The organism is Rhodococcus sp. OK302, assembly GCF_002245895.1.
Classification (GTDB): Bacteria; Actinomycetota; Actinomycetes; order Mycobacteriales; family Mycobacteriaceae; genus Rhodococcus_F.
Genome location: NZ_NPJZ01000001.1, coordinates 3,989,291 through 4,008,674 on the forward strand (window position 1 = coordinate 3,989,291; position 19,384 = coordinate 4,008,674).

14 protein-coding genes are annotated in these 19,384 nt (G+C 62.5%); 3 read left to right on the forward strand and 11 right to left on the reverse strand.

The features are described from left to right. Window positions 1-58: 58 nt before the first annotated feature. From BDB13_RS18395 to BDB13_RS18425, 7 genes are all read right to left on the reverse strand, one after another. Window positions 59-1,495 carry a GuaB1 family IMP dehydrogenase-related protein gene (locus BDB13_RS18395; protein ID WP_094272905.1) on the reverse strand — a complete coding sequence of 479 codons (1,437 nt, stop codon included), beginning with the start codon at window positions 1,493-1,495 and terminating at the stop codon, window positions 59-61. Window positions 1,496-1,498: 3 nt separating this feature from the next. Beyond that, window positions 1,499-2,380 (reverse strand): DMT family transporter, encoded by an 882-nt coding sequence (locus BDB13_RS18400; protein ID WP_094272906.1) that lies wholly within the window; start codon window positions 2,378-2,380, stop codon window positions 1,499-1,501. A gap of 5 nt (window positions 2,381-2,385) precedes the next feature. Next, window positions 2,386-3,894 carry a DEAD/DEAH box helicase gene (locus BDB13_RS18405; RefSeq protein WP_094272907.1) on the reverse strand — a complete coding sequence of 503 codons (1,509 nt, stop codon included), beginning with the start codon at window positions 3,892-3,894 and terminating at the stop codon, window positions 2,386-2,388. A gap of 56 nt (window positions 3,895-3,950) precedes the next feature. Continuing rightward, window positions 3,951-5,408, reverse strand: coding sequence for an NADP-dependent phosphogluconate dehydrogenase (gndA, locus tag BDB13_RS18410; RefSeq protein ID WP_094272908.1), 1,458 nt, complete (start codon window positions 5,406-5,408; stop codon window positions 3,951-3,953). A gap of 215 nt (window positions 5,409-5,623) precedes the next feature. Next, complete coding sequence (locus tag BDB13_RS18415; protein ID WP_441347240.1) at window positions 5,624-7,720, reverse strand: DEAD/DEAH box helicase; 2,097 nt, start codon at window positions 7,718-7,720, stop codon at window positions 5,624-5,626. A gap of 279 nt (window positions 7,721-7,999) precedes the next feature. Further along, window positions 8,000-8,953, reverse strand: a complete 954-nt coding sequence (locus BDB13_RS18420) for a M56 family metallopeptidase (protein WP_094272910.1) — start codon at window positions 8,951-8,953, stop codon at window positions 8,000-8,002. A gap of 25 nt (window positions 8,954-8,978) precedes the next feature. Further along, window positions 8,979-9,392 (reverse strand): BlaI/MecI/CopY family transcriptional regulator, encoded by a 414-nt coding sequence (locus BDB13_RS18425; protein ID WP_094272911.1) that lies wholly within the window; start codon window positions 9,390-9,392, stop codon window positions 8,979-8,981. 174 nt (window positions 9,393-9,566) lie between these two features. On the opposite strand from BDB13_RS18425, the gene BDB13_RS18430 reads away from it, so the two are divergent. Beyond that, complete coding sequence (locus tag BDB13_RS18430; protein ID WP_094272912.1) at window positions 9,567-12,140, forward strand: rhomboid family intramembrane serine protease; 2,574 nt, start codon at window positions 9,567-9,569, stop codon at window positions 12,138-12,140. A gap of 51 nt (window positions 12,141-12,191) precedes the next feature. Here BDB13_RS18430 and BDB13_RS18435 read toward each other — a convergent pair whose 3' ends face one another. From BDB13_RS18435 to BDB13_RS18445, 3 genes are read right to left on the reverse strand one after another with little or no spacing between them, the layout of a single operon-like run. Beyond that, window positions 12,192-13,064 (reverse strand): ABC transporter ATP-binding protein, encoded by an 873-nt coding sequence (locus tag BDB13_RS18435; protein WP_094272913.1) that lies wholly within the window; start codon window positions 13,062-13,064, stop codon window positions 12,192-12,194. Continuing rightward, on the reverse strand, window positions 13,061-14,155 hold the full coding sequence (locus BDB13_RS18440) for a FecCD family ABC transporter permease (RefSeq protein ID WP_094272914.1): 1,095 nt from the start codon (window positions 14,153-14,155) through the stop codon (window positions 13,061-13,063). The genes BDB13_RS18435 and BDB13_RS18440 overlap by 4 nt, the downstream gene beginning before the upstream one ends. Beyond that, window positions 14,152-15,612: a FecCD family ABC transporter permease gene (locus tag BDB13_RS18445; RefSeq protein ID WP_094272915.1), complete on the reverse strand. Its 1,461-nt coding sequence runs from the start codon at window positions 15,610-15,612 to the stop codon at window positions 14,152-14,154. The genes BDB13_RS18440 and BDB13_RS18445 overlap by 4 nt, the downstream gene beginning before the upstream one ends. Window positions 15,613-15,826: 214 nt before the next feature. On the opposite strand from BDB13_RS18445, the gene BDB13_RS18450 reads away from it, so the two are divergent. After that, window positions 15,827-16,612, forward strand: a complete 786-nt coding sequence (locus BDB13_RS18450; RefSeq protein WP_254923034.1) for a hypothetical protein — start codon at window positions 15,827-15,829, stop codon at window positions 16,610-16,612. 258 nt (window positions 16,613-16,870) lie between these two features. Further along, window positions 16,871-17,299 (forward strand): PaaI family thioesterase, encoded by a 429-nt coding sequence (locus BDB13_RS18455; RefSeq protein ID WP_094272916.1) that lies wholly within the window; start codon window positions 16,871-16,873, stop codon window positions 17,297-17,299. Window positions 17,300-17,372: 73 nt separating this feature from the next. Here BDB13_RS18455 and BDB13_RS18460 read toward each other — a convergent pair whose 3' ends face one another. Further along, window positions 17,373-18,770, reverse strand: a complete 1,398-nt coding sequence (locus BDB13_RS18460) for an NAD(P)/FAD-dependent oxidoreductase (RefSeq protein WP_094272917.1) — start codon at window positions 18,768-18,770, stop codon at window positions 17,373-17,375. Window positions 18,771-19,384: the final 614 nt, after the last annotated feature.

Consider the following 19,384-nt stretch of genomic DNA (forward strand, 5'->3'; position numbering starts at 1 on the left):
ACCGGCGGGTGCTCCGGTATTGGGACCCGAGCACCCACCGATCGGCATTACCTGCGTCTCACCAACCCGACGGAAGGGGGCGTCCCTCGGCAAACCCAGCCGCGGACTGCACTCCGAGCACAGCTTTCTCGTGCAGTTCCTCCAGCGAACGAGCGCCCGCGTACGTGCACGTACTACGAACACCGGAACAAATCTGGTCGATCAAATCCTCGACACCCGGACGTTCCGGGTCGAGGCGCATCCGTGAACTCGAGATGCCTTCCTCGAACAGTCCCTTCCGGGCCCGGTCGAAGCCTGTTTCGGTGGCGGTGCGCGCAGCAACAGCGCGCTTGGATGCCATACCGAAACTCTCCTTGTACGCGTTTCCGGCCTGATCGACCTTGAGGTCGCCGGGCGACTCGTACGTTCCGGCGAACCACGAGCCGATCATGACGTTGGACGCGCCCGCAGCGAGCGCCAACGCGACATCACGGGGATGACGCACACCGCCGTCGGCCCAGACATGCTTACCGAGCTCACGGGCCGCGGCGGCACATTCGGCGACAGCCGAGAACTGCGGACGGCCGACGCCCGTCATCATGCGCGTCGTGCACATGGCGCCGGGTCCGACGCCGACCTTGACGATGTCTGCGCCGGCCGCGATGAGGTCGCGGGTTCCCTGCGCCGACACCACGTTTCCGGCAACGAGCGGCACACCCAGATCGAGGGCCTTGAGCGTGGTCAGGGCATCGATCATGCGTTGCTGGTGACCGTGCGCCGTGTCGACGACGATGACGTCCGCTCCGGCGTCGACAAGCGCCTTGGCCTTAGCCCCGACATCGCCGTTGACACCGACCGCTGCCGCCACGCGCAGTGCGCCACGGGCGTCCACGGCGGGATCGTAGATTCCCGCACGAATAGCGCCGGTACGGGTCAAAACGCCGGCGAGGGTGCCGTCGTCGTTGAGGATCACGGCCAGTGGATCGTGCTTGGCCTCGAGAAGTTCGAACACCTCGCGCGGCGTCGCGGTGACCGGTGCGGTCACGAAGTCGGTGATCGCCACGGCACGTAGGCGGGTGAAGCGGTCGACATCCGCACACGCAGCCTCGGTGACAACACCGAGAGGCTTGCCGTTCTCGACGACAATGACAGCCCCATGAGCGCGTTTGGACAGCAACGCCAACGCGTCGGAGACGGCGTCGTCAGGACTCAAGGTCACCGGAGTATCCGCAACCAGATGACGGCTCTTCACGAACGCCACCGTCTCGGCGACGGCCTCCGTCGGGATGTCCTGCGGAATGATCACGAGACCACCGCGGCGCGCGACGGTTTCAGCCATTCGGCGGCCCGCAACAGCGGTCATGTTGGCGACGACGACAGGAATGGTGGTTCCCGATCCGTCGTTCGATGCGAGAGAAACATCGAACCGGGACGTCACATCGGTCCGGTTGGGGACGAGGAAGACGTCGTCGTAGGTCAGGTCATATGGCGGGCGTTGCCCTTCGAGGAACTGCACGCTTCACGAGACTACCGGCGACGGCGCACTTACGCCGGGTGTTTCGCGGCCTTGCGACCGTGAGAGCGCGATGGTCGTGAAGATCATGACCGCCACCGCGCACCCGATGAGGGCAATTCCCGGGCCGTCGACACGCAGACGTTCGTCGAGCACCGTCATTCCCAGGAAGATCGCCGCGATGGGCTCAGCGATGGTCAACGCCGGCAACGACGCCGACAACGGGCCCACTTGGAATGCTCGTTGCTGTAGGTAGACGCCGACGGCCCCGGATGCGATCAACGCCCAGGTCTGCCACGCACCCAGGACCCCGGCCAATCCGTGTCCGAGCAGATCGGTCACGTACTTGGTGAAGGCAACCGCAACGCCGAAGAAGACGCCCGCGGCCGCGCCCAGAAGCAATGCGCGCCAGCCGGCATCGAGTTTCGACAACCCGGCGATGGTGGCGACAACCGCAACGCCCACCGTAAGTGCCAGCGGCGCAATCCAATCACCGAAGGCAGCATTGCTGTTTCCTTCGGTGGGATCGCCGACAACCAAGAACACCGCCAACGCAATCGCGAGCATGACGGCACAGGTCCACGCATAGCGAGTGATCCGGATACCCGAAAATTTCGCGGACAACGGCAGTGCGAACAGCAGGGACGACACGATCAGCGGTTGGACCACCAACACCGAGCCGAGTGAGAGCGCCAACGCCTGCATCACGTACCCGCCACCGTCGCCGAGCAGACCAGCCCACCACCGCGGACTCCGAATCAACGACGCGACCAACGCTTCGTCTTCCGCTACCGCCGACGCGGCCCGCTGTTGGGCCACCGAAGCGCACGCGAACAGCAGTGCGGCAGCAAGAGCACAGATTATCGAGATCAGTGGAAGATCACCCATAGATCTCAGTGTGCGCGTTTGCCGCCGGCTTTTCCGGCAGTTGGGCGACCCGAGTTGGGCATACCCGTTCCGCGGCGCGGTGTCAGACCCTTGGACGCCAAACGTTCCGCCCGAGTGGGGACAGGCGTGCCGTCCGCACGGATCTTCTTCACACTCTTGGGATCGCTGACCCGACGCGAAGGCGCGGCGCGTTTGTCGCCGTCCTTCTTCATGCGTCCACCGACCGCGGTGCGGCCTGCCGTGTCATGTTCCTGACGGCCACGCTTGGCCGTGTGCTTGACCTCGACGGTGGTGTCCGGAGCTGCAACGGGAATGCCCGTCGGTTCCATCGCTCCGGTAATGCGAGTGAGCTCGAGATCATCCGGGCGTACGCGCACGCTGTGCACCTTCACGCCGGCCGCTTTGGTGAGCTTTTCGACGGTTTCGCGTTCCTCGTCGGTGACGATGGTGACCACAACACCCGATTCGCCGGCGCGCGCGGTTCGACCGGCGCGGTGCAGGTAGTCCTTGGCCTCGGCCGGGGGATCGACGTGGACCACGAGGGTGACGTCGTCGACGTGGATGCCTCGGGCAGCGACATCGGTGGCAACCAGTACGGGCGTGGTGCCGTCGGAGAACGATGCGAGAGTCTTGGTCCGGTTGTTCTGAGTCTTACCGCCGTGCAGAGATCCGGCAGACACACCGATCAAATGCAGCTGCTGAGCCAGACGATCCACGCCGTGCTTGGTCTTGACGAACATGATGGTGCGCCCGGCGCGCGAAGCGATATGTGCGACAACGGATCTCTTGTCCACCGGGTCTACGAACAGCAGGTGATGATCCATCGTCGACACCGTGGCGACCGGGGGAGCCGTGGAATGCGACGCCGGATTACGCAGGTAACCGGCGACCAGATCATCGACCTTGCCATCCAGTGTTGCCGAAAAGAGAAGGCGCTGACCATCTTTGGGAGTCGTATCAAGAATCTTCGCGACCTCGTCGATGAACCCCATGTCAGCCATGTGGTCGGCCTCGTCGATGGTGGTGATCACGACGTCGTCGAGAAGCACCGACTTCTGCTCGACCAGATCGAGCAACCGTCCGGGAGTGGCAATCAGCAGGTCGACACCGCGGGCCAGGATATCGGCCTGACGCTTGATCGGGACACCGCCCACCGCACTGGCCACACGCAAACCGACCTCGGTTGCGGCGTCGTCGAGTGCTTTGTGAATCTGGATCGCAAGTTCGCGGGTGGGAGCGAGCACCAAACCACGCGGACGATTCCGTTTGCTCGCCCCACCTTTGAGGCGAACCAGCATCGGAAGCCCGAAGGCCAAAGTCTTTCCGGAACCCGTCGCACCGCGTCCGAGGACGTCCCGGCCGGCAAGAACATCAGGGATGGTTGCGGCCTGGATGGGGAACGGAGCATCAATCCCGCTGCGGCGCAAAGCATGCACCATTACAGCGGGGATTCCGAGGTCGATGAACGAACGCCCGTCGGTAGAAGTGGGCGAGTCGATCGTCGATTCAGGCATTAACCCAGGGTACCCGGTAGGCAGAGCGAACTCTGCCTACCGGAACCCAGTGTGAGTCAGGCCTCGATTTCGCTACGGTCACCGCTCCACAACGTGTGGAACTTGCCCGGCTTGTCGATGCGCTCGTAGGTGTGAGCACCGAAGAAGTCACGCTGACCCTGAGTCAACGCAGCCGGCAGACGCTTCGCACGCAGACCGTCGTAGTACGAGAGCGACGACGCGAACGCGGGAACCGGGATACCGAGCATCGTCGCGGTGGCGACAACACGGCGCCAGCTGTCGATACCGGCCTCGATGGCTTCACGGAAGTACGGAGCCAGAATCAAGCTCGGCAGTGCCGGATCCGTCTCGTAGGCATCCTTGATGCGGTTGAGGAACTGCGCACGAATGATGCAGCCGCCGCGCCAGATGGTTGCCAGGTCAGCAGGCTTGACGTCCCAGTTGTACTCGGCACTGCCGGCAGCGATCTGGTCGAATCCCTGCGCGTACGCCACGATCTTCGACGCGTACAGCGCCGCCTGGATATCTGCTGCGAACTGCTCGGCGTCAGATGGCTTGTCGCCGAGTGCACCGGACGCTAGATCCAGAGCCTGAGCTGCAGCGCGCTGCGTGCGGCTACCCGAGAGTGCGCGAGCGAACACGGCCTCGGCGATACCGGTGACCGGCACACCCAGGTCCAGAGCGGACTTGACCGTCCAACGGCCCGTGCCCTTCTGCTCGGCAGCATCGACGATGACGTCGACCAACGGCTTGCCGGTCTCGGCGTCGACCTGACGCAGGACCTCGGCCGTGATCTCGATCAGGTACGACTCGAGGGTGCCCTTGTTCCACTCGGTGAAGACGTCGGCCACCTGGCCGGCGTCGTAACCCAGAGCGTCGCGGAAAAGGTTGTACGCCTCACCGATGAGCTGCATGTCGGCGTACTCGATGCCGTTGTGCACCATCTTGACGAAGTGGCCGCTGCCGTCGGGGCCGATGTGCGTGCAGCACGGGGTGCCGTCGACGTGAGCCGAGATGGACTCGAGAAGGGGGCCGAGAGCCTCGTAGGACTCCTTCGGGCCGCCCGGCATGATCGAGGGACCGTTGAGTGCGCCTTCTTCGCCACCGGAGATTCCAGCGCCGACGAAGTGCAGTCCGCGGGCACGGATCGCAGCCTCGCGACGGATCGTGTCGGTGTACAGCGAGTTGCCGCCGTCGATGATGATGTCGCCGGGCTCCATCGCGTTCGCGAGCTCTTCGATGACAGCGTCCGTCGGATCGCCGGCCTTGACCATGATCAGCACGCGACGCGGCTTCTGCAGCGCGGCGACAAACTCTTCGATGGTTTCGGTACGCACGAAATCGCCCTCGGAACCATGATCGGCGATCAGTGCATCGGTCTTCGCGATGCTTCGGTTGTGCAGCGCAACGGTGTGTCCGTGGCGGGCGAAATTGCGGGCAATATTCGAACCCATGACGGCCAGGCCGGTGACGCCGATCTGAGCTCGGGGTGATTCGGTGCTATTGGTTGACATGCTTACAGCTTTCCCTCTCGGTCCGCGGCTGTGAAATCCTGCGCCTCGCGCAGCGAAAAATTCTGTGGTCACGACGCGCGTGAACAACAGACCGTGCATACAAAGCACGGATGCAGATCACTTTATTGCAGTGACCTGCATCCGTCTCGATACAGCTTCCGGCGTGGCCGGAGTGTAATCAGTATTCAGTTGTCGAGCCGCAGCTCAACGGTTGTTTAGCGCTGGTCGCGCTTCGGGCCGTCGAAGCCGTCGTAGCTACGACGATCGGTGCGGCTGCGGAAGCCACCACCGCTGGTCGATGCAGCGCGGTCTCCGCTGTCGCGGTTGCCCTGGTATCCGCCGGACGAGTTGCTGCCCTGGTATCCGCCCGAGGAGCGGTTGCCCTGGTAGCCACCTGTCGACGGACGGCTGTCGCGGTTGCCCTGGTATCCGCCGCGGCTTTCGCCACCTTCGCGGTTGCCCTGGTATCCACCGGATGAACGGTTGCCCTGGTAGCCGCCACCTTCGCGGTTGCCCTGGTATCCACCCGTGGAGGGGCGGCTGTCGCGGTTGCCCTGGTATCCACCGGACGAACGGTCACCCTGGTAGCCGCCGCGGCTTTCGCCACCTTCGCGGTTGCCCTGGTACCCGCCCGAAGAGCGGTTGCCCTGGTAGCCGCCACCTTCGCGGTTGCCCTGGTAGCCGCCGCGGCTTTCGCCGCCGTCACGGTTGCCCTGGTAACCACCGGTGGAGGGACGGCTGCCCTGGTAGCCGCCGCGGCTTTCGCCGCCGTCACGGTTGCCCTGGTAACCACCGGTGGAGGGACGGCTGCCCTGGTAGCCGCCGCGGCTTTCGCCACCTTCGCGGTTGCCCTGGTATCCACCGGATGAACGGTTGCCCTGGTATCCGCCGCCTTCGCGGTTGCCCTGGTATCCACCGGAAGAGCGGTTGCCCTGGTATCCGCCGCCTTCGCGATTGCCCTGGTAGCCACGGGATCCGCCGCCGCCGAAGGAGCGCTCGCCACGAGAAGAGCTCTCGCGCAACGGTTCTCCGGTCGGCTTCTTGGCGCCGGTGATGCGAGCGAGTTCAGCGGAGCCCGGGGTGACGGGAACAGCTGCGGCGTCGACGCCGGCCATGGAAGTCAGACGCTTGAAGCCACGCTTCTGGTTCGGCAGAACGATCGCAACGACGGTGCCCTTCTCGCCGGCACGAGCCGTACGTCCTGCGCGGTGAAGGTAGTCCTTGTGATCTGCCGGGGGATCGACGTGCACAACGAGGTCGATACCGTCGACGTGGATGCCGCGGGCTGCGACGTCGGTGGCGACGAGGACCGGCGTGCGGCCGGTCTTGAAACGCTCGAGGACGCGCGTGCGCTGGTTCTGTGCCTTGCCACCGTGAAGCGACTCAGCGGCGATACCGACTGCGCGGAGGCGATCGGTGATTCCTTCGCAACCGAGCTTGGTGCGAGCGAACATGATGGTGCGTCCGTCACGGGCGCCGATCTCGGAGAGGACGGAGTCCTTCTGGCCGCGATCGACGAGGAGAACGTAGTGCTCCATGGTGTCGACGCTGGCGCGGCCGTCTTCGGTGGAGTGCGTGACGTGGTTGGACAGGAACTGGCGAACCAGCGACTGGACCTCGCGGTCGAGAGTGGCGGAGAACAGCAGACGCTGTCCGTCGGCCGGGGTCTCGCCGAGGATCGAACGAACCTCGGGCAGGAAGCCCATGTCGGCCATCTGGTCAGCTTCGTCGAGTGCGGTGATTTCCACCGAGTCGAGGATGCAGGTGCCCTGACGCAGGTGGTCGCCGAGACGACCCGGTGTTGCCACCAGGATGTCGACGCCGCGGCGCAGCTGATCGACCTGCTTGGAGAAGGGTGTGCCACCGACGGCGGGGCGGACGGTGAGTCCGAGAGCGCCGGCGTACGCGGTCAACGATTCGACGACCTGGAATGCGAGTTCACGGGTGGGGACCAGAACCAGGGCGCGGGGGCGCTTGGCTGCCGGGCGATCCTCGTGACGCGAGAGGCGGGTCAGCATCGGCAGGCCGAAGGCCAGCGTCTTACCCGAACCGGTCTGGGCGCGGCCCAGAACATTGATTCCGTTGAGCGCATCGGGAATGGCGAGCGCCTGGATGGGCGACGGGCTGGTGATGGAGTTGCGCGCAAGTGCGGCAACGAGCTGCTCGGGCAAGCCGATTTCAGCAAATGTAACGGTGGGCTCGGTGGAAACTGCCTCGGTGGCAACTTCTTCTTCACGAGCGGGTGTAACGACTACATCTTCTACTGCACTAGCAATGACTGCGTCATCGGTAATGTTCTCGGAAGACGACATTTGGACAGCGTTGGTCACGCGGAAACCTCTCCGGACTACGGGCACGTCGCGGAGCGGAAGAAGCCATGCTTGAACACACGACACAGTTCGCAAAGGGACGAGCCAGGGCACATGTCACCTGGCAATCCGAACGCATACTGCGGGGAATTGGGCTGTGTGCCATTAAATGTTGATGAACCACGATGGTGGCCGTGATCCACTGTACGCCACATGCCCTCTGTAAGTCAGGTAGCCCGGCTTGTGACCTGTACTACTACACCCAGTTTCGCTGGTCAAGGATCAGTAGGCATTGAAAAGCAAGCGAAGCTCTGTGAGCCACGGCACGGCAACTGCAACTGTAGGCACCACCAGAATGGCAACCGCCCCGAGATACGCGCAGACCGCAATGCGGGGATCGCCGTCATCTGCCGAGAGTCGTTGCACACGAATCAATGTGGAGGGGCCACCTGCAGCCATTGCGCCCCGCGGTGCAGTCGAGCCGGCACACGCGACGAGCGCCCGGGCGAGCGGCGTTGGACCGGTGACCCGCACAGCCGAATCGTCGGCGAGCAGTTCCACGAGAAGCTGAACAGATCCCAGCGCGGACTTGCTACGGACGAAACGGGGGAAAGCATGGTTTACGGCAGTAAAGGCTTCGAGGACCAAATCATGACGGGCACGAAGATGTGAACGCTCGTGCGTCAGGATCGCCTTGACCTCGGCGTGGTCGAGATTCTGCAATGTTCCCTGACTCAACACCACACGCTGGCGGATTCCGGGCAGGCAGTAGGCGATCGGCTCTTCGACATCGAGAACCCGCAGGTCCGGGGTTCGTTCCACCGAAGCCGGCATTGCGCAGTCGTCGAGTAGATCCACCAGGATCCGATGACGCGAGCGTCGACGACGCGTGCGCACCCCTACCTGGATGATCGAGAAGATCAGCTTCGCGCCGATGAGCAGGGTCAGCGCAAAGATCACGACGTACAGAATCCACAACGGCAAACCGAGAGCGTCGATTTCAGCTGTCGGCGCCGTAGTCGGACGCCCGTCGGCACCGGGTACCAGTAGCTGACTGGCAATTGCCAAACCTGAACTGAATGCTGACAGTACGGCAGCGAGGGCGACAGCCTGCCAGAGGACAAGTGCCGCGCGGGGTGCGCGGTACGGCCACGTCGAGCGGCTCAGGAGTGCTGGGATCGGTCCTGCGAGCAGCAATGCAAGGAGGCCGAAAACCAGTGCAGTGGTGGCGTTCATGACCTAGACATCATGCATGAAAAATTCAGTGAGGCCTAGAAGTTCCGGGCTGCGCAGCATTTTTCGTGGATTCACGAACCTCGAGGGCCGCGAGTGCTTCCCGAAGGGCATCGGCTTCGTCGGCGTTGACCTGGCCCACGAAGTGCACCAATGCTGCCGCCCGGCCACCGGACTCCGGAGCCTGGGCGAGTGCGTCGACCATCAAACTGGCAACCAACTCTTCACGCTTGTTCACCGGAAGGTACCGATGGGCGCGGTCGTCACGTTGCTGAATTACCAGATGCTTCTTCGCTAGACGTTGCAAAACCGTCATCACTGTTGTGTACGCCAACTCGCGATGCGTCGCGAGGGCTTCATGTACTTGCCGCACAGTTTGCGGTTCCGTGGTGGACCACAAATGATCCATCACCGCGCGTTCGAGTTCACCTAGACCTGCCATTCTTCGATTCTACGGACTCCCACGACGAAATACGTACTACTGGTAGTAGTAAGCGCCCCCTCAGTGGTGTGGTATTGGCCATAGTGAGCTGCACTACAGATAACGTGAGGGGAGATGGTAAGCACGTCTGTAGTCGGTCAGCACAGTCGATCAACAGAAAGTAGCCACGCGTAGATGAAGATCGACAGTTCCCCGGTATCCGCGAGTCCAGCGAACCGCCTGGCTGGGTACGTCGGCAAAGTTGGCAACATCGTTCGTTTCGGTATCCGAGATGCTCCGATGACCACATCACTGGCCGTTGTCATGTGGGCCTTGGGCGCGATAACCGGAAGCCTCGTGCACGGACCGTCGCGAGCTCTCGCCTATCACATCGCCACCGGGATGGGTTCGCTGCAGCACGGACGGATCTGGACACCGCTCACGTCCGCGTTGTGGGAAGGCAACCTGCTGCGATACATCGGGGCGACAATCCTGTTGTTTGTCGTCGCCGCCCCCCTCGAACGCCGTATGGGTACCCGGAAACTGGCCATCGCAGCCGTCAGCACCCAGATCCTCGGAGTAATCCTCGGACTGGGATGGGCGTCGCTCGCGAAAGTCTTCGACTCCAGTTGGGGTTTCCGCCTTCACGTCGGAATAGCCGTGGGGGCCAGCGCCTGGATCGTGGGCGCATTGATGGTCGCGAGTGCAAACATGGGGACTCTGTGGCGTCGACGCATTCGTGTCGGCATTCTCGCGCTGACCATCACGCTCGCCTTGTTCAGTGGTCAATTGCAAGATGTGATCCGACTGTGCTCCGGGGTTGTGGGGTTGGTGATCGGTGCGTGGATCGTGGGGAGGTCTGCCCGCGGTGATCGGATCGTGGGAACGCAGCGTGAAGGCCGAGTGCTCGTTGCCATCGTGGTGGCGGCCAGTGCGATCGGCCCGATGATTGCCGCTCTGTCGCCACAAGCTGTCGGTCCGCTCGCAGTTCTCCGTGATCTCTTTCGCGGGGTCCCGTGGACGGTGTCCGAGGTACGGGACCTGTGCGCCGAGTCGGCCACTGCCCCTGACTGCCGACGGGGCCTGTTGGAACTCCGTCTATCCGGCATCGGCCCGACCCTGCTTTCACTGATGCCGTCGATCTTCGTGCTCGTGCTCAGCGACGGATTGCGCCGCGGACGACGGTTCGCGTGGATCGCCGCCGTCTGCGCTCAGGTGGTCCTGCTGATTCTCTCGATCGGCAACTTCGTTGTCCGCTTCATCGAGGCCGCCGACAGCGACAGTTTGTTCTACGGCATCGGTGATCCCAACGTGTACCGGACTCTCGTGCCGTTCCTGACCCCACTGTTCGTGTTGATCATGCTGATTTTCACGCGGCGCTATTTCGACGTGGCGGCCCCGGTCAGGACCTACCGCAAACTGGGTGTCTCGCTGTTGGTGCTCGTGGCGGGTTTGATCGTCGTCTACGTGGGGGGTGGGATGGTGGCGCGGCACGGATTCGACCGTGAGCCCACCGCCTTGATGCTTCTCGCAGATTTCCCCCAACGACTGGTGCCGCCGGTATACCTGCAACTGGTCAATCCTCGCCTCCTGCCCGTCGACGTCGAAGCGACCTTGCTCTTCGAATGGACGGGCGTCGTATTCTGGGTCGCCGCATCGATTCTCGTGTTCGCGACGCTCTTGAAACCTGCCAATGAAATCGATCCACGAGCAACTGGCCGTGCGCGAGCGATGTTGCGGGCGGGTACCGGCAGTCCGCTGTCCTGGATGACGACCTGGAAAGGCAATTCGTACTGGTTCAGTTCCGACGGCTCGAGCTACGTTGCGTACCGCGTCGTCGTCGGCGTCGCACTCACCACCGGTGATCCGGTCGGGCCGCCGGATCGGATGCGTCGAACCATCGAGGAATTCGCCGAGTTCGTGTCCGACAACGGTTGGATCCCCTGTCTGTACTCGGTCACGGACGATGTGCGGGCCATTACCGATTCGATGGGCTGGAGTGGCCTCGAGGTAGCGGAGGAGACTGTCCTCGATCTCGGGGAGATCGCATTCACCGGCAAACGCTTCCAAGACGTGCGGACCGCCTTGAACCGGGCAAAGAAGACCGGCATCACCGCCGAATGGATTCGATTCCCGCACGCACCGCTCGCGATCAAAGACCAGATCGTTGCAATTTCCGAGGAATGGGTCGCGGACAAGGGAATGCCGGAAATGGGTTTCACACTCGGCGGACTCGACGAGGTCGACGACGACGAAGTGCGATGCCTGGTCGCCCTCGACGAGGAACGAACCGTCCACGGAGTGACGTCCTGGCTGCCGGTCTACCGAGACGGTCAGATCGTCGGCTGGACCCTCGATTTCATGCGACGACGCGCCGAAGGCTTCCGCCCGGCCATGGAATTTCTGATCGCGTCGGCCGCCCTCACACTCGAAGAAGAGGGGGTCGAGTTCCTGAGTCTCTCCGGTGCGCCACTCGCAAAGGTTGCCTCGGATCGAGAGTCGAATCTCGACGAGCCGGAAGCGACGACGCTCTCGGCAGTTATGGACAACGTCCTCGACCTTCTAGGCCGCACACTCGAACCGGTCTACGGGTTCCGCTCGCTCCTGGCTTTCAAATCGAAGTTCCAGCCGCGATACGTCCCGATGCACATGGTGTTCGCCGACCCAGCAGCGCTGCCGAGCATCGGTAACGCAGTCGGGCGGGCGTACTTGCCGACGGTGTCTCTCGGTCAGGGAGTGAAGTTGGTGCGGACGATCCTGGGCCGCTGACCGAGCGAACGTACCTTTCGGTCGATCCAAGGCGCCGAAAGGTACGTTCGCTCAAACTGGGGTGGGGGAATTCGCGGGCCTTGCAACCGGACCGCCGACCGCGCCGAACACGTGCCGGGTTCCGATCGGCACGATCAGTGGCCGATCCGATACGGGATCGTCGATCACCACTGCCTCGAGGCCGAACACCTCGAGGAGAAGTTCGGCGGAAATGATGTCCTTGGGAATCCCGGCGGCGACAACGGCGCCGTCGCGCATCACGATCAGGTGGTCGCTGTAGCGCACCGCGAGGTTGAGGTCGTGCAAAATCATGACGACGGTTCGGCCCATTTCCTCGTGCAACTGATCCACGAGGTCGAGAACCTCCATGGAATGCGCAAGGTCGAGGTACGTCGTCGGTTCGTCCAGTAGGAGGATGTCGGTGCCTTGAGCCAAGGCCATCGAGATCCAGGCCCGCTGACGCTGACCACCGGAGAGTTGGTCGACCGGACGATCCGCCAGATCGGAAACTCCGGTCAACGCGAGAGCCTGAGCTACCTCGCCCTCGTCGTCGGAAGACCATTGGCGGATCCACGACTGGTGCGGATGGCGTCCACGCGCAACCAAGTCCGCGACAGTCAGGCCCTCCGGGGCGACGGGTGTCTGGGGAAGCATGCCGAGGATCCGCGCAACCTCCTTGGTCTTCATGGAACTGATTGCCTTGCCGTCCAAAACAACTGACCCACTCTTGGGCTTGAGTAGACGCCCCAGGGCTCGCAGGAGCGTGGACTTGCCGCAACCGTTGGGGCCGATGACCGTCGTGATCACACCGGTCGGGATCTCGAGATCGAGCCCGTCGACGATGATGCGGTCGCCGTAACCGAGAGTGAGATTTTGTGCGACGAGCCGCGACGGTGCGTCGACGGATGTGGACGTGGTGGTCATCCCGTGACCTTTCGATTGTTGCGGACCAAGAGGTAGATCAGGAACGGTCCACCCAGTGCTGAGGTAACGATGCCGACGGGCAGTTCCACCGGAAGAATCGTTCGAGCGATCACGTCACTGCCGACCACCAACACGGCACCGGCGAGTGCGGACGCGACAATCGGAGGACCGGCCGATCGCACCAGACGCATCGCGACCTGCGGCGCGGCCAACGCCACGAAACCCACGGGGCCGGCAGCTGCCGTCGCGATCGCGGCCAGTGCCACCGCCGAGAGTAGAAGCGTGGCCTGCGACGACTGAAGTCGCACGCCCAGCGACGTCGCATTGTCCTCACCCAATCGCAAGGCGCCCATGGTGAACGATGCGATGACCGCGTACCCGCCGACGACTACGAGAGCAATCGCGACCGGCCACATCTGGTTCCAACTCGCGCCGTTGAGAGACCCATTCAGCCACACCTGCGCGCGCGATGCGTCGTTGATATCCGCGGAGATCAGGAGCCAGCGGGTGGCCGCGACCAACATGGCATTGATACCGATGCCGATGAGGATCAGCCGGAATCCTTCGACCCCTTTGCGCCACGCCAGTGTGTAGATAACCACCGCGGTGACGAGGCCGCCGGCAAGAGCTGCCAGCGGAATACCGATCGTCGAAAACAGGCCCACAAACGATCCGCCGCCGCCCAGGACGATCAGCGCGACTGCAGCTGCACTGGAACCTGCGGTGATACCGAGAATATCGGGACTTGCCAGGGAATTCCGGGCAATCGTCTGGGTGATGGCTCCGGCGATAGCGAGTGCCATTCCGATGAAAAGTGCAGTGAGCGCACGGGGCATACGCATGTCGAGAACGATCAGGTTTTGCGTCTTCGAGCCGTTTCCGAGGAGCACTGATATGACGTCCGGGATCGAAATCGGGTAGTCACCGCGTCCGAGGTTGATACAGAGCAGGAGGAACAGCGCGCCCGTGAGCGCAAGGCACACCGCGACCGGCAGTGGTCGATACACCAGTGAAAACGAACCGAGACGAAGAGCTTTGCGAGAGGGAACGGTCCGGGGCAGTGCCCGAGGTTCGCTGTGTGTGAGCGTCACAGACTGGCCAGCTTTCTGCGGCGTACGAGCGCAATGAAGAATGGTGCACCGAAGATGGCCAGAATGATTCCGACCTGCAGTTCACCCGGACGGACGACAACCCGTCCGACGACGTCGGCGGTGATCAACATGATCGCGCCGAGCAAACCCGCGTAGGGCACAAGCCAGCGGTAATCGGGACCGGTGATGGCGCGTGCGACGTGGGGTACGACCAGGCCGATGAAGGCAATGGGACCGCACGCTGCGGTGGCAGCACCCGTGAGCAGGGTGATCGCGACGATGCCGAGTGTCCGACTGAATGCGATGTTGGTTCCGAGTGCCCGAGCAACGTCGTCGCCGAGGCTCAGAACGTTCAGGCCCGGCGTGCTCGCGAGTGCGATCACCAAGCCGAGTATCAGGAAGGGAAGGACTTGCCACAGCACGTCGAATCCTCGACCGGATACCGAACCGACCACCCAGAAGCGGTAGGCGTCCAAGCTGGTCTGATCGAGAATGATGACGGCATCGGTCATCGCCTGCAAGAAGAACGCGACCGCCGCGCCGGCGAGTGCCAGGCTCAGCGGACTGGAACCGCCGCTACCGATCGAGGACAACCCGAATACGACGACGCTCGCGGCAAATGAACCGGCAAACGCGAACCACATGTACTGACTCGGAGCCGTGAAGCCGAAGAAGTAGATAGCCAGGACGACGAAGAACGCGGCGCCGGCGTTCAATCCGAGTAGGCCGGCATCGGCGAGGGGGTTGCGCGTATGACCTTGAATGAGCGCACCGGCAATGCCGAGTGCAATGCCGACAGCCAATCCCAGGGCTGTTCGGGGGGCACGCAATGTGCGGACGATGATGTCGGTCTGTGAGCCTTCCGAACTGAAGATCGCGTGAAAGATCTCGGCGAACGTCAACGGTCGCGCCCCGACCGCGATACTGGCGAGCATCACGAGGAGTAACAGGATCGCCAGTACTGCGAGCCCGGTAAGTCTGCGTCGCCGCATGGCGCCGGCGCTGGTGTCCCGCTCGAGTTCTTCGAATCCTTCGTCGCGCGCAGTGCTTTCGCGAACAACTTCGATTCCGGCTCGATTGAACGGGCGTAGGAGCGCGCGTCGAGGTCCGATCGGCTGCTTCGTCGACGCGTCACGGGTGGTCAGACCGACCCAGCCTTTGCCTGACGTCCGGCCGGTGTTGCCTTCGCGGAATCCGAGATTCCAGATCGCCAGCCCGAGCGCGATGGCGATGGCTGTGCCACCGAATACTGCTCGGTCGGCTTCACCGCCGCCGTTCGCGTCGCGCAGTGACGAGACGACGTACCAGCCGATCATCAGGGGTAACGCGAAGATTCCGGCGTCGAATGCGGCGGCGAGTACACGCAGGCGAACAGGGGCGGGTCCGCGCGGGACGATACGTCGTCCGTAGGTCTCACTGGGCCCGGGAGGTCGTTCGCTCCGGGGCGTGTCGGTCATGGTCACTGGTGGATCGAGCTCCTGGTCTGTGCTCGCAGGGGATTCGAATCTTAGGTTACGGAACCCTATGAAGCTGGCGTCGGTTCGGGTTAGGTTCGGATCTGATCCGGGTGCTCAGGGTCACAGCAATCAATTTCTTGAATTATGGTGAGGCTAACCTATGTTAAACGGGCAACATAACTTCGGCGAATTGGAGCGCATGGTGACCATGACCATGACCACCCAGCATGTGCAGTCACGAGATCTCGACCTCCGAACTGACGCATTCGCTTGCACATGCGCCCGGTTGCGGGCCCTCAACCCTGACTACCCGCGGGTTTACGCGGTGGCCGCGATGGCAGGCGAAGGAAAACGGCGGTGGTGGAAACTGAGCACCGGCTTGGAGTCGGACCGCGTGGACAACTTGCTGGCGCGATCGTTGCAGGACCTCGGTAATCGCGAAGCTGCCGCAGTGCAAGTGGCAACGTCGTTGATCCATGCCGTCGTCGGCAGGGTTGCGGCGTCGATCGTGGCAGACGGATCCGCCTGGGATCCGGGCCTGGAGAATCTCTGGATCCACATGGACAGCGACAGTGGCATCGACTGGGCCGGTGTCGCTGACGAAACACTGCGCGTTGCCCCCGGAAGTTCCCAGTACGGCCGCGATGGGGTTGTTGACATGCCCTGTGAGGCGGCGTTGTCCATCTGGGTAGCGCATCGATGCCTGACATCGCTTCGCGCGGTGCACAACGCGGTGTCGCGGCGTGCGCCCATCGACTCCGTCCGATTCTGGGGTCTGGTCGGGGAATCGATCTTGGGTGCGACTGCGTATGTACCAATCCTTGCGGGTGAAGGCGAAACTGTGGCGTGGCGACGTGGACAGGGATTGCTCGACGCATTTGTCGACGCCGGGGTCCCCGTGCGGACGCGTCGAAAGGGCGGTTTGCGTCCTCGTTGGCGCACGCTCGACGAAGCCCCTTGCGTCCTCGTTGGCGCACGCTCGACGAAGCCCCTTGCGTAATTAGGTAAACCTTGCCTATGCTTATGTGGCACGGAGCGGGAGTTACCAGCCCGCACAGTGCAATCAACTGCCGGACCGCGCCGGAGTCCTGAGGGCTGCAGAGACTCCCGGTCCTTCCCACGGCGGGTTTCGCATCACACGATGCGGAGCCCGCCGGTTCTTGTTTCCAGACCTGAGTCCAGGCTCGAGTAGCTACTCGTGTAGGCAAGTAGTCAGCGGCAGCCACTCCGGCGCCACGGAACCACAGATGGAGAAGGCATGGCCGACACAGCTGACATTGCCGAATTGAAGAACTTGTTGGGAACAGGCTTCGACGCCACCATCGGCTTGGAATACACCGAAGTGACACCGGACCGTGTCCGCGCACAGTGGACCGTCAAGCCCACGTTGCACCAGCCCGCCGGGATTCAGCACGGCGGCGTGTATTGCTCCGTTGTGGAGTCACTGGCCAGCATCGGCGGCACAGTGTGGCTGGGGGAGCGCGGGCATGTTGTCGGCGTTAACAACAACACCGATTTCCTGCGGGCAACCCGCGAAGGCACGCTGACCGCTGAGGCCAACCCGATTCACCGAGGGCGCACATCGCAGCTCTGGGAAGTTCGTATATCCGACGAGAGCGGCCGGTTGGTCTCCAAGGGCCAAGTTCGCCTCGCGAACATCACCGATACCGCAGCCATCGGAAACTGACGTCAGAACGGCTGAAATAGGAGAACGGCGGCGGAATCGAAATTCCGCCGCCGTTCTCCTCTAGCTGAGGATCTCAGCCGGCTGCCTTGTCCTGCTTGTCAGCAGATTTGCCCGCCTTGACTTCTGACTGTTTCTGTTGATGTTTCTCCAACTCGCCCATGGCATTTCGAGCAAATACCTGCTGCTCGGTGGACGCCATCTGAGCGCGGCCGCGGCCGAAGAACGTCACGACCCACGACAGAATCGTGGATGCGCGCGAGCGGAACCCGACCAGGTACAGCAGGTGAATGGCAAGCCATGCAACCCAGCCGATGAAACCACTGATCTCGAGCTTGCCGACCTTGGCCACCGCACTGAAACGCGAAATGGTGGCCATACTTCCCTTGTCGAAGTACTTGAACGGCACGCGCGCCGTCGGGGCCTGGCCGTCAATTTCGGCTTTGATCTGCTTGGCCGCATATTTGCCGCCCTGCATCGCGACCTGCGCCAAACCCGGCAACTTGTCCAACGACATCATGTCGCCGACAACAAACACGTTGGGATGACCGGGCAACGACAGGTCCGGATTGACCATCACACGGCCGGCGCGGTCCGTCTCGCCGCCACTCTGCTCCGCTAACTGCTTTCCGAGTGGGCTGGCCTGAACACCAGCCGACCACACCTTGCACTGCGACTCGATGCGGCGCAGCGTGCCGTCCTTCTCCTTGATAATCAGCCCGTCGTTGTCGACATCGGTGACCATGGCATCCAACTGGATCTCCACACCGAGGCCCTCGAGCGTTTCCGCTGCTTTACGGCTCAACTTGCCGCCGTAGACCGGAAGAACCGCCGACGCACCATCAAGCAAGACAACGCGAGCCTCACGGGGATCGATCTTGCGGAACGCACCGTCGAGAGTGCGCCGCGACAACTCCGCGATCTGACCGGCCAACTCCACACCCGTCGGGCCCGCGCCGACAACAACGAATGTCAGTAACCTGGCTCGCTCGGCCGGATCGTCGGACAGTTCAGCCTGCTCGAAAGCACCGAGAATACGACCGCGAAGCTCGAGAGCGTCGTCGATCGTCTTCATTCCGGGGGCGAACTCCGCAAAATGGTCGTTGCCGAAGTACGACTGACCAGCACCCGCGGCAACGATCAAACTGTCGAAGGGAGTGACGGTGACGCGCTCCAAGAGCCGTGATGTGACAGTTCGGTTTTCGAGGTCGATTGTCTCGACTTCACCGAGCAGAACCTGGGCATTCTTCTGCTTGCGCAGGACGAGCCTGGTAGCGGGAGCGATATCGCCCACCGAGAGAATTCCGGTAGCTACCTGATAGAGGAGCGGCTGGAAAAGATGATGGGTGGTACGCGCGATCATCGTGATGTCGGCATCGGCTTTCTTGAGAGCCTGAGTGCCGAACAGTCCACCGAAGCCGGAACCAATCACCACAACTCTGTGGCGGTGCGATTCAACCGACTGGATGCTCATTCCATGCTCCTCGAGTTGTAGACGACGGGTCCTACGGTAGTCCCACGAGCGCTCAGGTTCTCTGCGAGTTCGCAAGATGTCCACCTTGAGCGGAATCGATCCAGTAACAAGCCGGCGACTCCCCACCGTGATCATTTCGTGCAGGGAGCGGCCAGATTGCGGTCCGCGGGGACTACTGCCGAATCGACAAGATAAACAGCGCAATACATCCGCCCACGAATACCAGTATCGACAATGCGACCGACGCGTAGCCGACGCCTACACCGATTGATGCCCAATCCATGTGCTTACCCTCTCATCCATTTCGAACTGATGGTTCGATCACATCACCGTACTGATGCCGGGGCGGAATCGGCAGCGAGACTCACGTGCGGCGCGCCGTGGCGATTGATTCGAATTCGATGCGATTTCGGGCGCGAGTGATGGTGATCGCGAAATTTCGGGCGGGGTTGGGCCAAGATCTTCCGTGACCAGCGGATATTACATTTGGCCTGAAGTAACTGAAAGTTTACCAAAATGAGACCAATGGGTGGTTCTAGTGGGAATTCAGTGCGAAATTGGGGACAAATAGGACATAAAACCGACCAATGTTTGGCAAGTTGGCCAATTTCGTA